Genomic DNA, 13,308 nt, shown 5'->3' with positions numbered 1-13,308 from the left:
GCCTACGATCGTCACACGAAAGCACTCCCGTGGTGTCACTGCGCAGCGTAATTTAAGGCGCACACCACGACCGCGCACCGACCGTCGAGGGGTCCCGTGACCGGCACCGTCCACAGCCAGATCCAGCCGTACATCGACGCCTGGACCCACTCCATAGAATCCATAGCCGAGTTGGTCCGCCCCGTTCCGGCGGGTGCCTGGAACCGGCCGACCGAGTGCCCGTACTGGTCCGTGCGCGACGTCGTCTCGCACGTGATCGCGTTCGAGTGCGAGCTGCTGGGCGATCCGCGGCCCATCCACACGCTCCCCAGCGACCTGCGGCACATGACCACGGAGCACGCCCGTTACGTCGAGGTGCCGGTCGACAAGCGGCGGCACCACACCGCGCCCGAGGTGGTCGGCGAACTCGACTACACCATCATCCGCCGGTCGCGGCAGCTGCGGAACGAGACCCGCGGCGCGCAGGACACCGTCCGCGGCCCCATGGGCCGGGAGACGACCCTCGGGGAGCTGCTGAAGTGGCGGGTCTTCGACGTGTGGGTGCACGAGCAGGACCTGCGCCGGGCGCTGGGCGAGCCCGGCAACCTGGACTCGGCGGGCGCCGCCGTGGCCCGGGACCACATCCTGTCCGAGCTGCCGAAGGTCGTCGCCGAGCGCGCGGGCGCCCCGGCGGGTTCCGCCGTGGTGTTCGACGTCCACGGTGAGCTGGAGTTCATGCGGACGGTCCGGGTCGACCCCGAAGGCCACGGCTCGATCGACGGCAGCGTCTCGCTCGGCCCGGCGGTCACGCTGACCCTGGACTGGGAGACCTTCGTCCGGCTGACCTGCGGTCGCACGCGTGCGCACGCGGTGGAGGACCGGCTGAAGACCGAGGGCGACCAGTCGCTGGCCGACGCGATCCTGGCGAACATCGCCGTCACGCAGTGACGCCCGGGGGAGCGTTCATGTCCCGGCGGGGACGTGGACGCTCTCGACGCGGCTGACGGCGATGCGCTGCCGCTCCAGCCGCGCGGCCCGGCCGCGCAGCCGCAGGATCTGCACCAGGCCGAACGCCTGGAGCACGAAAACGCTGCTCCAGGCCACCCGGTAGTCGTCGCCGCTCGCGTCCAGCAGGACGCCGATGGCCAGCAGCGCGGCCATCGAGGCGGTGAAGCCGCCGATGTTGACGATGCCGGAGGCGGTGCCGAAGCGCTCGGGCGGGTTCGCCGGGCGGGCGAAGTCGAAGCCGATCATCGACGCCGGGCCGCAGGTGCCCAGCACGACGCAGAGCAGCACGAGCAGCCACAGGGGGGCGTGGTCCGCGGGCCAGACCAGGACCACCGCCCACATCACCGCCGTCGCCCCGACGACGCCGAGGGTGAGCGGCATCCGGGCGCCGTGGTGGCGGCCGATGATCTGCCCGAAGAGCATCCCGAAGACCATGTTGGCGATCACGACCACCGTCAGCAGGGTGCCCGCGGTCTCGCGGGACAGCCCCTGGTCCTCGACCAGGTACGGCAGTCCCCACAGCAGCAGGAAGACCATCCCGGAGAACTGGGTGGTGAAGTGCGTCCACATGCCCAGCCGGGTGCCGGGCTCGCGCCAGGCGGCGGCGATCTGCCGCTTCACGTAACCGCGCCCGGGGTGCTCGGGGGGCGCCGGCTCGAAGCCCTCGGGGTGGTCCTTCATGAAGAGCAGCACCAGGACGAGGACGAGCGCGCCGCCCAGGGCCGTCCCGACGAAGGTGGGGGTCCAGCCCGCGGAGTGCAGCAGCCGCGCCAGCAGCACGGTGCTCAGCAGGTTGCCCGCCACGCCGAACAGCGCGGCACCCTGCGCGATCATGGGTCCGCGCCGGGCCGGGAACCAGCGCGAGCCGAGCCGCAGCACGCTGACGAAGGTCATGGCGTCGCCGCAGCCCAGCACCGCGCGGGCGGCGAGCGCCGGTCCGTACGCGTGCGAGAGGGCGAAGCCGAGCTGGCCCGCGGTGAACAGGACGATGCCGATGCTCAGCACCTTCTTGGTGCCGAGTCGGTCGACCATCAGGCCCACGGGTATCTGCATGCCCGCGTAGACCAGCACCTGAAGGATCGAGAAGGTGGACAGCGCCGAGGCGCCGATGTGGAACCGCTCCGCGGCGTCGATGCCGGCGACGCCGAGGCTGGTGCGGTGCACGACCGCGACCGTGTAGACGAGGGTGCCGATGCTCCAGACGGCGACGGCCCTGGTGCCGCCGGGCGGTTCACCGGTGGTGGTGGTGCCGCTCGTCGCCATCACTCCCCCCGGGCCAGGTGGCTCACCCAGCTGACGTGCCGTTCGACCAGCGTGGCCGCCGCGGCGGTGTCCCCGGCGCGCAACGCCGCGAGGATCTCGGTGTGTTCGGCGACGTTCTTGGCGATGCGGCCTGGTTCGGCGTGCATCGTGGCCACGCCCATCCGTAGTTGACGGTCCCTCAGCTGGTCGTACAGGTGGGACAGGATGCGGTTGCCCGCGGCGCGCACGATCTCGGCGTGGAAGCAGCGGTCGGCCGCCGCGAAGGCGGCCAGGTCGCCGGTGGCGGCATGGCCGCGCTGCTCGTCCAGCACCTCCTCCAGGCGGGTCAGCAGCCGTTCCGGGGCGGGCACCACCTTTGTCACCGCGTGGCGCTCCACCAGCAGCCGGGTCTCCACGACGTCCGCGATCTCCTGCGCGGAGACCGGCAGCACCAGCGCGCCCTTCTTCGGGTAGAGCTTCAGCAGGCCCTCGGCCTCCAGACGCAGCAGGGCCTCGCGGACGGGGGTGCGCGAGACGCCCACCGCCTCGGCCAGCTCACCCTCGCTCAGGAGGGTGCCGCCCTCGTAGCGGCGGTCGAGCACCGCCTGCTTGACGTGCGTGTAGACCCGCTCGGCGGCGGGTGGCTGCTTGGCGGACGGCTCGGCGGTGGCGCCGGCGGTCGCGAGGGGGCTCCGGGTCATGATGCGCACATCATAGATACAAGGCGTATGCACGGGCAGTCCTCGTCCGGCATACGGACTGGTACGTGGGTCGTCGGGCGGGCCTCGCGCGGGGCCGGACGGTCAGGGCCCGGGCGGCCGGGATCCGGACGGCCCGGGGCCCGTCCCCGACCCCGTTCCCGTGTCCGTGGCCGCCGGACCGCCGCTGCGCAGCCGTGCGACGTAGGCGGCGGCCTGGGTGCGCCGCTGCATGCCGAGCTTGGCGAGCAGCGAGGAGACGTAGTTCTTGACGGTCTTCTCCGCCAGGTGCAGCCGGTCGCCGATCTGCCGGTTGGTGAGGCCCTCGCCGATCAGGTCGAGGATCCGCTTCTCCTGGTCGGTCAGGTCGGAGAGGCGGTCCTCCTGGCGCTCCCCGCCGCCGCGCAGCCGCTCCAGGACGCGCGCGGTGGCGACCGGGTCCAGCAGCGACCGGCCCGCGGCGACGTCCCGGACCGCGCCGACCAGGTCGCTGGCCCGGATGTCCTTGAGCACGTAGCCGGAGGCGCCCGCCATGATCGCGTCGAAGAGCGCCTCGTCGTCCGCGTAGGAGGTGAGCATCAGGCAGGCGATCCCGGGCTGGGAGGAGCGGATCTCGCGGCACACCTCGACGCCGCTGCCGTCCGGCAGGCGTACGTCCAGCACCGCCACGTCGGGACGTACGGCCGGGATCCGGGCCAGGGCCTCGGCGGCCGTGCCGGCCTCGCCGACGACCTCGATCCCGTCCTCGGCGGAGAGGAGCTCGTGCACCCCGCGCCGGACGACTTCGTGGTCGTCCAGTAGGAAAACCGTAATGCCCGACTTTTCGGTCACAAGTTCAGCGTTGCACACGCGACCCGCGCCGACCTCTTACGAAGAATCGATCCTCGGGATACCGTGCCGTTGTCCCGGTGGCCTGCGAGAACGTCCATTTACTAGGAAATCCAAACAAAACCGCAGGTAGAACACCCTTCGCGCGAAAGCGGAAGGTGTGGGTAACGTTCACTTCGCAGGGCCTCCTGCCGGGTCACCAACACTCCCGGCTCGGCCGTGCCGCACACACCCCGTGCGCCGCGACGAGTCGGGCAGAGCCGCACTGGCCGCCGGCGGATCCCGGGGGCCGGACAGACGGAGGAGCAAGCGTGAGCGTGAAAAGCACTGCCGCGAAGCCCCGTACGCCCCGTACGGGCACGCGCGGTGGAGCGAAGCGCCGTGAGGGCGAGCCGGAGCTGGTACAGCTCCTGACCCCCGAGGGCGAGCGCGTCCAGCACAGTGAGTACTCCATCGACCTGAGCCCCGAAGAGCTGCGCGGTCTGTACCGGGACATGGTCCTGACCCGCCGGTTCGACGCGGAGGCCACGTCCCTGCAGCGGCAGGGCGAGCTGGGTCTGTGGGCGTCGCTGCTGGGCCAGGAGGCCGCACAGATCGGCTCGGGGCGGGCCACCAGGCCGGACGACTACGTCTTCCCCACCTACCGCGAGCACGGCGTCGCCTGGTGCCGCGGGGTGGACCCGGTCAACCTGCTCGGGATGTTCCGCGGGGTGAACCACGGCGGCTGGGACCCGAACGAGAACAACTTCCAGCTGTACACGATCGTGATCGGCTCCCAGACGCTGCACGCGACCGGCTACGCGATGGGCATCACCAAGGACGGCGCCGACTCCGCCGTCATCGCCTACTTCGGCGACGGTGCCTCCAGCCAGGGCGACGTCGCGGAGGCCTTCACCTTCGCCGCCGTCTACAACGCCCCCGTGGTCTTCTTCTGCCAGAACAACCAGTGGGCGATCTCCGAGCCCACCGAGAAGCAGAGCCGCGTGCCGATCTACCAGCGCGCCGCCGGCTTCGGCTTCCCCGGCGTACGGGTCGACGGCAACGACGTCCTCGCGGTCCTCGCGGTCACCCGCGCCGCCCTGGAGCACGCCCGCTCCGGCCAGGGCCCGATGCTCGTCGAGGCCTTCACCTACCGCATGGGCGCCCACACCACCTCCGACGACCCCACCCGCTACCGCCTCGACGAGGAGCGCGAGCAGTGGGAGCACAAGGACCCGATCCTGCGGCTGCGGGCCTACCTGGAGAAGCAGGGCATCGCCGACGAGGCCTTCCTGGCCGAGGTCGAGGCGGAGAGCGTCGCGCTCGGCAAGCGGGTCCGCGAGGCCGTGCGCGCCATGCCCGACCCCGACCCGATGGCGATCTTCGAGAACATCTACGCCGACGGCCACGCCCTCGTCGACGAGGAGCGCGCCCAGTTCGCCGCGTACCAGGCGTCGTTCGCGGACAGCACGGAGGGTCACTGACCATGGCAACGATGACCATCGCCAAGGCCCTCAACGAGGCGCTGCGCAAGTCCCTGGAGACCGACCCCAAGGTCGTGCTCATGGGTGAGGACATCGGCAAGCTCGGCGGCGTCTTCCGGATCACCGACGGCCTGCACAAGGACTTCGGCGAGGAGCGGGTGATCGACACCCCGCTCGCGGAGTCCGGCATCGTCGGCACCGCGATCGGCCTGGCCCTGCGCGGCTACCGCCCCGTCGTGGAGATCCAGTTCGACGGCTTCGTCTTCCCCGCGTACGACCAGATCGTCACCCAGCTCGCGAAGATGCACGCGCGCGCCCTGGGCAAGATCAAGCTGCCCGTCGTCATCCGCATCCCCTACGGCGGCGGCATCGGCGCCGTGGAGCACCACAGCGAGTCGCCCGAGGCGTACTTCTCGCACACCGCCGGTCTCAAGGTCGTCTCCCCGTCGACCCCGCAGGACGCCTACTGGATGCTGCAGCAGGCGATCGACTCCGACGACCCGGTGATCTTCTTCGAGCCCAAGCGCCGCTACTGGGACAAGGGCGAGGTCGACACCGACGGCATCCCCGCGCCGCTGCACAAGGCCCGGACCGCCCTGGAGGGCACCGACCTCACCCTGGCCGCCTACGGCCCGATGGTGAAGGTCTGCCTGGAGGCCGCCGCCGCGGCCGCCGAGGAGGGCCGTAGCCTGGAGGTCGTGGACCTGCGGTCGCTCTCCCCGCTGGACTTCGACGCCGTCCAGGCGTCGGTGGAGAAGACCCGCCGCCTGGTGGTCGTGCACGAGGCGCCGGTGCAGCTCGGCATGGGCGCGGAGATCGCCGCCCGCATCACCGAGCGCTGCTTCTACCACCTCGAGGCCCCGGTGCTGCGGGTCGGCGGCTTCCACGCCCCGTACCCGCCGGCCCGGGTCGAGGAGGAGTACCTGCCCGGCCTGGACCGGGTGCTGGACGCCGTCGACCGCTCGATGGCGTTCTGAGGAGAGGGTTGTGACGACAGTGGCAGCACCGCAGCGCTTCCGTGAGTTCAAGATGCCGGACGTCGGCGAGGGACTCACCGAGGCCGAGATCCTCAAGTGGTTCGTCCAGCCCGGCGACACCGTCACCGACGGCCAGGTCGTCTGCGAGGTCGAGACCGCCAAGGCCGCGGTCGAGCTCCCGATCCCGTTCGACGGGGTGGTGCACGAGCTGCGCTTCCCCGAAGGCGAGACCGTCGACGTCGGCACGGTGATCATCACCGTCGACACCGGCGAGGGTGAGGAGCCCGCCGCGGCCGCCCCCGAGCCGGCCGCCGCGACCGCGGCCGCCGGGACCGCCCAGGCGCCCGCCGCGGAGCCCGAGCAGAAGCGGCAGCCCGTGCTGGTCGGCTACGGCGTCGCCGTCTCGTCGACCAAGCGCCGGCCGCGCAAGCAGCCCGCCGTCCCGGCGCAGTCCGGTGCGCAGCAGGCCGTCCAGGGCGAGCTCAACGGCCACGCCCCGGCCCCGGTCGCGGCCCCGGCCGTCCCGGCGGCGGCCGCCACGGCGTTCGCACCCGCCGAGGTGCGCCCGCTGGCCAAGCCGCCGGTACGCAAGCTGGCCAAGGACCTGGGCGTGGACCTGGCCTCGGTCACCCCGACCGGGCCGCAGGGCACGATCACCCGCGAGGACGTCCAGAACGCGGTGGCCCCCGCCGCCGCGCCGGCCGCCCCCGCACGGGTCACCGCGGTCGCGGAGGCGGCACCGGTCGCCGCCGCCCCGGCTTCCGCCGCGCTGGAGACCCGGGTCCCGATCAAGGGCGTCCGCAAGGCCACGGCCGCGGCCATGGTCGCCAGCGCCTTCACCGCGCCGCACGTCACCGAGTTCGTCACCTTCGACATCACCCGGACCATGCGGCTCGTCCAGGAGCTGAAGACCGACCCGGCCTTCGCCGGGCTCAAGGTCAGCCCGCTGCTGCTGGTCGCCAAGGCCCTGCTGGTCGCGATCCGCCGCAACCCGGAGATCAACGCCGCCTGGGACGAGGCCAACCAGGAGATCGTCCACAAGGGCTACGTCAACCTGGGCATCGCCGCGGCCACCCCGCGCGGCCTGATCGTCCCCAACATCAAGGACGCCCAGGCCAAGACCCTGCCCGAACTGGCGTCCGCCCTCGGTGAGTTGGTCGCCACGGCCCGTGAGGGCAAGACCTCGCCGGCCGCCATGCAGGGCGGCACGATCACCATCACCAACGTCGGCGTCTTCGGCGTCGACACCGGCACGCCCATCCTCAACCCCGGGGAGTCCGCGATCCTCGCCTTCGGCGCGGTCAAGGACCTGCCCTGGGTCCACAAGGGCAAGGTCAAGCCCCGCCAGGTCACCACGCTCGCGCTCTCCTTCGACCACCGCCTGGTCGACGGCGAGCTCGGCTCCAAGTTCCTCGCCGACGTTGCGGCGGTCCTGGAGTACCCCAAGCGCCTGATCACCTGGGCCTGATCCGCCCTCGGACACGGCGACGGGAAGGGCCCGGACATTTGTGCGTCCGGGCCCTTCCCGCGCGTGTCGCCCCCACCCGGGCGGCGATATGTGACGTCATACGGCCATGGCGGTATCCATCTCCGTGGTCCTGCTCCTGATCGTGATCACGCTCATCCTGCTCCGGGCGAAGTCGCTGAAGGTCTCCCACGCGATCCTCTGCGTCCTCCTCGGCTTCTGCCTCGCCAGTTCCAGCCTCGCCCCCACCATCCATTCCGGCCTCGTCGCCACCACGGACGCCGTGAGCGACCTGCGCCCCTGACCCTCGGCGGCGCCGGCGGACGGGAGGGCCCGGGCGAGCGGCCGCCCGGGCCCTTCCGTCGTCGAGCCGGACCCCGGCCCGGCTACTGCGGGAACGCGGCCCGCAGCGGTATCACCCGGGCGGAGGCCGCGGTGATGCCCTTCGTGCCGCCGGGCAGCAGCACGCCCGACGGGAGGTAGGCGCCCTCGGAGGCGAGGAGGTCGGCGTCGCCGTCCCGGTCGAGGTCGCGCAGCCGGACGAACCAGCCGAACCCGGAGTACTCCGTGGCGTCGCCGGGGACGCCCGCGGTCTGCAGGCTGAACCACTGCGAGCCGGTGCCCGTCAGACCCTTCTTGCCGCCGCGCAGGACGTGCACGCCGCCCGCGCCCTTGGTGGTGCCGATCTTCTCCCCCGGTACACCGACCGCGAGGTCCGGGTAGCCGTCGCGGTTCGTGTCGCCCGCGGAGAGCGCGGCACCGAACAGGTCACCGCCGGTGGCGCCGGTGACGACACCCGCGCTGGCCTGGGTGAGGCGGTAGCCGGTGGTGGGGCCGGCGGAGCCGCCGCGCAGCACGTAGACGGCGCCGGCGTTCTTGTTGTACGGCTGGTCGCCGACCGCGAGATCCCCGTAGCCGTTCTTGTCGAAGTCCGCGATCACGCCCGAGACGCCGTAGTTCGGGGACGAGGCGTTGTACGTGGTGAACTTGCCCGCCTTGACGGTGGAACCGCCGCGCAGGAACCAGGCGGCCGAGGTGGCCCTGCCGTTCCGGTAGCTCTGACCGAGGACGTACAGGTCGGTGGCCGCGTCCTTCGTGACCTTCCCGGCGACGAGCCCGGCGGTTTCGAGCATGGTGCCCGCGCCCGGGGCCGGGGCGTGGCGGGTGACCTTGCCCGTGGTGCCGGACTTGGCGAAACCGCCCCGGTAGACGTACACGGACCCGATGTCCGTGACGGCCAGGTCGATCTTGCCGTCGCCGTTGAAGTCGCCGGTCGCGAGCGAGCGGCCGAACTGGTACCTGGTGCTGGGGGACTTGAGCGGAAGGCGGGTGGCGGTGGACGACAGTCCCGCCTTGGAGCCCCAGACGATGGTGACCGCGCCCGCGCCGGCGCGGCTGCCCACCTTCTCGGAGCCGTCGCCGACCGCGAGGTCGGCGTACCCGTCGCGGTTGAAGTCGGCCGCCGCCAGGGAGTCGCCGAACGAGTCGGCGTACCCTCCGGCATCCCCGGCGGTCCCGGGGATGCCGGCGCTGTTCTGGGTGAAGGTCTTGACCTTGGTCCCGGGGCCGCTCGCGGTCCCGTACGTGACGGTGACCGAACCGCCGGCGCCGGTGGCGTAGTCCCGATAGCCGTCGCCGTTGAAGTCGTCGGCGTACTTGGCGGGTGCGGCGGCGGCGTTCCCGGCCGAGACGGTGAGCAGTCCTCCGGTCAGCGCGAAGGCTGCGGCCGTCGCCGCGGCCAGGCGGAGGTTCTTGCGCGTGGGCATGCGAACTCCTGCTGCGTGCGGGGCCGTGCGGCGGCCCGCGCTGGTCTGGATCGCCCGTCCGGACGCAGGAGTGCGACGCGGTGGAGCATCGCTGTGACCTCTGGTCCTGCCGTGGCACGAGGGACGGTGGTACAGGAGAGACGGTCCGCGACGGGAAAGGGTTGTACGGGCCGCACGGCTGCGATCGCCCCGCGCGCGGGGTGGCATGCTTGCAGCATGAACGAAGCCGCCCCCACCACCCGCCGTGCCCGCGTCCGAGCCCCCGAGCTGGTCGGCAAGGGCGGCTGGATCAACACCGGCGGCCAGGAGCTGACCCTCGCCGACCTGCGGGGATCGATCGTCATTCTCGACTTTTGGACCTTCTGCTGCATCAACTGCCTGCACGTCCTGGACGAGCTGCGCGAGCTGGAGGAGAAGCACCGCGACACCGTGGTGATCGTCGGCGTCCACTCGCCGAAGTTCGTGCACGAGGCGGAGCACCGGTCGGTCGTGGACGCGGTGGAGCGGTACGGGGTGCACCACCCGGTGCTGGACGACCCGGAGCTCACGACGTGGAAGCAGTACGCCGTGCGGGCCTGGCCCACGCTGACCGTGATCGACCCGGAGGGGTACGTCGTCGCCCAGCACTCCGGTGAGGGCCACGCGCACGCGCTGGAGACGCTGGTCACCGAGCTGGAGGCGGAGCACGCGGCGAAGGGGACGCTGCGCCGCGGCGACGGGCCGTACGTGCCGCCGGAGCCGGTGGCCACGGACCTGCGGTTCCCGGGGAAGGCGCTGCGGCTGCCGTCGGGGAACCTGCTGGTGTCCGACTCGACCCGGCACCAGCTGGTGGAGATGGAGCCGGACGGCGAGACCGTCGTACGCCGCATCGGCGGCCCCGGGGAGTTCAACGAACCCCAGGGCCTGGCGCTCCTGCCGGACGGCACCGTGGTCGTCGCGGACACCGTGAACCACCGGCTGCGGACGTTCGACCCGGCGAGCGGCGCCCTGGAGACGGTGGCCGGTACCGGGAAGCAGTGGTGGCAGGGGTCGGCGTCCTCGGGCCCGGCGCTCGGGACCGACCTGTCCTCGCCGTGGGACCTGGCGTGGTGGGACGGCAGGGTGTGGATCGCCATGGCGGGCGTCCACCAGCTGTGGACGTACGACCCGGCGGACGGGACGGTCGCGGTGGCGGCCGGGACGACCAACGAGGGGCTGGTCGACGGGCCGGCGGAGCAGGCGTGGTTCGCCCAGCCGTCGGGGCTGGCGGCGGCCGGGGAGCGGCTGTGGGTCGCGGACTCCGAGACCAGCGCGCTGCGCTGGGTCGAGCGGGCCGCGGACGGCCCGGGGTACGCGGTGCGCACCGCCGTGGGCACGGGGCTGTTCGACTTCGGCCACCGCGACGGCCCGGCGGAGCAGGCACTGCTGCAGCACCCGCTGGGGGTGACCGCGCTGCCCGACGGGTCGGTCGCGGTCAGCGACACGTACAACCACGCGCTGCGCCGCTTCGACCCGGCGACCGGTGAGGTCACCACGCTCGCCACCGACCTGCGGGAGCCGTCGGGAGCGGTGCTGGACGGCGCGGAGATCGTGGTGGTGGAGTCCGCCCGCCACCGGCTGACGCGGCTGCGCCTGCCGGAGGAGGCGGTGCGGGTCGAGGGCGCGGCGCACCGTACACAGCGGCCCGCGACGGACGTGGCGCCGGGGCCGCTGCGGCTGGACGTGGTGTTCTCCGCCCCGGCCGGCCAGAAGCTCGACGAGCGCTACGGCCCGTCGACGCGGCTGCTGGTCAGCGCGACGCCGCCGGAGCTGCTGCTGGAGGGCGCGGGCAAGGGCACGGACCTCTTCCGCGACGTCGTCCTGAACGGGGACGTCGGCGAGGGCGTGCTCCACGTGTCGGCCATGGCCGCGTCCTGCGACGACGACCCGGACAACGAGTACCCGGCCTGCCACGTGCACCAGCAGGACTGGGGTGTCCCCGTCCGCCTGACGGCCGACGGGGACACCCGGCTCGCCCTGGTGCTCGCCGGGATGGACGCCTGACGCATCCGCACGTCCGTCACACGTGCGGGTAGTTGCGGGCGCGTTCGTCCATCACCGGCATCGGCTCCACGACCCGGCGCTTCTTGAAGATGCTGATGTACGCGGCCAGGCCGATGACGCCGACCGCCATCATGATCAGGCCGACCAGGTCGAGGTTGACCCCGGCCATGTGCCAGTCGGTCGCGAAGGTGAGGATGGCCCCCACCGCGATCAGGCCGATGCAACCGCCGATGCCCATGATGTCCGCCTCCGAACGGGGTTGGCGCTACGGACTCGTAGGACTCGGGTACCCCGGTGCGGGCGACTCATGACCGCCGGACGCCGGTGAAGTCCGCTCCTTGCGGGCGGACTTCGCCGGCGGGGGCGGGGGCTCAGCCCTCCAGGAACGCCTTCAGGGCGCTGGCCAGCAGGAACGGGTCGTCGGCGCCGCACAGTTCGCGTGCGGAGTGCATCGAGAGGATCGGCACGCCGACGTCCACGGTCGCGATGCCGTGCCGGGCGGCGGTGATGGGGCCGATGGTGGTGCCGCAGGGCATCGCGTTGTTGGAGACGAAGGCCTGCCAGGGCACGCCCGCCCGCTCGCAGGCGGCGGCGAAGACGCCGCGGCCGGTGCCGTCGGTGGCGTAGCGCTGGCTGACGTTGACCTTGAGGATGGGGCCGCCGTTGGGCATCGGGCGGTGCGTCGGGTCGTGCTTCTCCGCGTAGTTGGGGTGGACGGCGTGGCCGGTGTCGGCGGAGGCGCACACCGTGCCGGCGAAGGCGCGGGCGCGGTCCTCGTAGCTGCCGCCGCGGGCGAAGACGGAACGCTCCAGGACGTTGCCGAGCAGCGGGCCGAGGGCGCCGGTGTCGGACTCGCTGCCGGTCTCCTCGTGGTCGAAGGCGGCCAGCACGGGGATGTACGGCAGGTCGGCCCCGGCGACGGCGGCCAGGGCGGCCGTGCCGGCGTGCACGGAGAGCAGGTTGTCGAGCCGGCCCGCGGCCAGGAACTCGCGGTCGCGGCCGAGGTAGGCGGGCGGCTGGACGTCGTGGGTCATCAGGTCCCAGCCGACGACGTCGGCGGCGGCCACCCCGCCCTCCTCCGCGAGGAAGGCGATCAGGGCGCCCTCCTCGACCTCGCCGAGGCCCCAGACGGGCTGCATGTGGCGCTGCTTGTCGAGCTTGAGACCGTTGTCGTTGACACCGCGGTCCAGGTGGACGGCGAGCTGCGGCACCCGCAGCAGCGGCCGGTCGACGTGGACCAGGGCCGTCGTGCCGTCGCGCAGCACCAGCCGGCCGGACACCCCCAGGTCGCGGTCGAGCCAGGTGTTGAGGAGGGCGCCCCCGTAGATCTCGACGGCGATCTGGCGCCACCCGAAGGAGCCGGAGTCGGGACGCGGCTTGACGCGCAGGTTGGTGGAGTCGGTGTGCGCGCCGACCACCCGGAAGGGGGTGGCGGGCCCGGCCCCCTCGGGCACGTACCAGGCGATGATCGCCCCGCCCCGCAGCACGTACCTGCCGCCCGCCTCGGCGCCCCACGCCTCGGTCTCGGCCACCTGCTGGAATCCAGCCTTCTCCAGGCGCTCGGCGGCGCTCGCGACCGCGTGGTACTGCGACGGGCTGGCGGTGAGGAACGCTGCGAGGTCGTCGGTGTGGCCGCGGCCGAAGTGGGGCTGAGGGTTCATGCTTCAAGCATAAGGACGCGCGGCGGCCCGCTCCCCGAGGGAGGAGCGGGCCGCCGTTGCCGTATCGGTCCCGGCCAGAACCGGTCAGGACCGGGTCAGAACGCCTCTTCGGGCAGGTCCATGATGTCGAGGCTGACGCCGTCGGCGACGGACCGCGCGACGGAGACCTGGGGCAGGATCTCGGCGGCGAAGTGCCTGG

12 protein-coding genes are annotated in these 13,308 nt (G+C 72.5%); 6 read left to right on the top strand and 6 right to left on the bottom strand.

Translation table 11 applies throughout. The features are described 5' to 3' along the window. Window positions 1–96: 96 nt before the first annotated feature. The gene (locus ACZ7MY_RS23775) at window positions 97–927 is read left to right on the top strand and encodes a maleylpyruvate isomerase family mycothiol-dependent enzyme (RefSeq protein ID WP_499604513.1); all 831 of its coding nucleotides are present in this window, start codon (window positions 97–99) and stop codon (window positions 925–927) included. Between the two features lie 15 nt (window positions 928–942). Here the strand turns inward: ACZ7MY_RS23775 and ACZ7MY_RS23770 are convergent, their stop codons facing one another. The 3 genes from ACZ7MY_RS23770 to ACZ7MY_RS23760 all read right to left on the bottom strand — a co-directional run bounded on the left by ACZ7MY_RS23770 (window position 943) and on the right by ACZ7MY_RS23760 (window position 3,758). Beyond that, window positions 943–2,250 carry an MFS transporter gene (locus ACZ7MY_RS23770; protein ID WP_499604511.1) on the bottom strand — a complete coding sequence of 436 codons (1,308 nt, stop codon included), beginning with the start codon at window positions 2,248–2,250 and terminating at the stop codon, window positions 943–945. Continuing rightward, entirely contained in the window at window positions 2,250–2,930 is a 681-nt protein-coding gene (locus tag ACZ7MY_RS23765) for a GntR family transcriptional regulator (protein WP_499604509.1), read from the bottom strand. Before ACZ7MY_RS23765 ends, ACZ7MY_RS23770 begins: the two co-directional genes overlap by 1 nt. Window positions 2,931–3,032: 102 nt before the next feature. Further along, window positions 3,033–3,758, bottom strand: a complete 726-nt coding sequence (locus ACZ7MY_RS23760; RefSeq protein WP_499604507.1) for a response regulator — start codon at window positions 3,756–3,758, stop codon at window positions 3,033–3,035. 308 nt (window positions 3,759–4,066) lie between these two features. On the opposite strand from ACZ7MY_RS23760, the gene pdhA reads away from it, so the two are divergent. The 4 genes from pdhA (at window position 4,067) to ACZ7MY_RS23740 (ending at window position 7,964) form a co-directional block, all read left to right on the top strand. After that, on the top strand, window positions 4,067–5,218 hold the full coding sequence (gene pdhA, locus ACZ7MY_RS23755; protein ID WP_499604505.1) for a pyruvate dehydrogenase (acetyl-transferring) E1 component subunit alpha: 1,152 nt from the start codon (window positions 4,067–4,069) through the stop codon (window positions 5,216–5,218). Window positions 5,219–5,220: 2 nt separating this feature from the next. Next, complete coding sequence (locus ACZ7MY_RS23750) at window positions 5,221–6,195, top strand: alpha-ketoacid dehydrogenase subunit beta (RefSeq protein ID WP_499604504.1); 975 nt, start codon at window positions 5,221–5,223, stop codon at window positions 6,193–6,195. 52 nt (window positions 6,196–6,247) lie between these two features. Then, on the top strand, window positions 6,248–7,663 hold the full coding sequence (locus ACZ7MY_RS23745) for a dihydrolipoamide acetyltransferase family protein (RefSeq protein WP_499605022.1): 1,416 nt from the start codon (window positions 6,248–6,250) through the stop codon (window positions 7,661–7,663). A gap of 106 nt (window positions 7,664–7,769) precedes the next feature. After that, window positions 7,770–7,964 carry a hypothetical protein gene (locus ACZ7MY_RS23740; protein WP_406266671.1) on the top strand — a complete coding sequence of 65 codons (195 nt, stop codon included), beginning with the start codon at window positions 7,770–7,772 and terminating at the stop codon, window positions 7,962–7,964. An 82-nt stretch (window positions 7,965–8,046) separates the two neighbouring features. Here the strand turns inward: ACZ7MY_RS23740 and ACZ7MY_RS23735 are convergent, their stop codons facing one another. Continuing rightward, entirely contained in the window at window positions 8,047–9,426 is a 1,380-nt protein-coding gene (locus ACZ7MY_RS23735) for an FG-GAP and VCBS repeat-containing protein (RefSeq protein ID WP_499604502.1), read from the bottom strand. A 216-nt stretch (window positions 9,427–9,642) separates the two neighbouring features. Here ACZ7MY_RS23735 and ACZ7MY_RS23730 point away from each other — a divergent pair, with 216 nt between their 5' ends. Continuing rightward, on the top strand, window positions 9,643–11,448 hold the full coding sequence (locus tag ACZ7MY_RS23730; protein ID WP_499604501.1) for an NHL domain-containing thioredoxin family protein: 1,806 nt from the start codon (window positions 9,643–9,645) through the stop codon (window positions 11,446–11,448). A gap of 16 nt (window positions 11,449–11,464) precedes the next feature. Here ACZ7MY_RS23730 and ACZ7MY_RS23725 read toward each other — a convergent pair whose 3' ends face one another. Then, window positions 11,465–11,686: a hypothetical protein gene (locus tag ACZ7MY_RS23725; RefSeq protein WP_018559143.1), complete on the bottom strand. Its 222-nt coding sequence runs from the start codon at window positions 11,684–11,686 to the stop codon at window positions 11,465–11,467. A gap of 133 nt (window positions 11,687–11,819) precedes the next feature. Continuing rightward, complete coding sequence (locus tag ACZ7MY_RS23720) at window positions 11,820–13,109, bottom strand: M18 family aminopeptidase (RefSeq protein ID WP_499604500.1); 1,290 nt, start codon at window positions 13,107–13,109, stop codon at window positions 11,820–11,822. Between the last annotated feature and the right edge of the window lie 199 nt (window positions 13,110–13,308).

The organism is Streptomyces sp. NPDC111520, from assembly GCF_055635295.1.
Note: the sequence above shows the minus strand (reverse complement) of the source record. Positions and strands in the feature narration are given on the sequence as shown.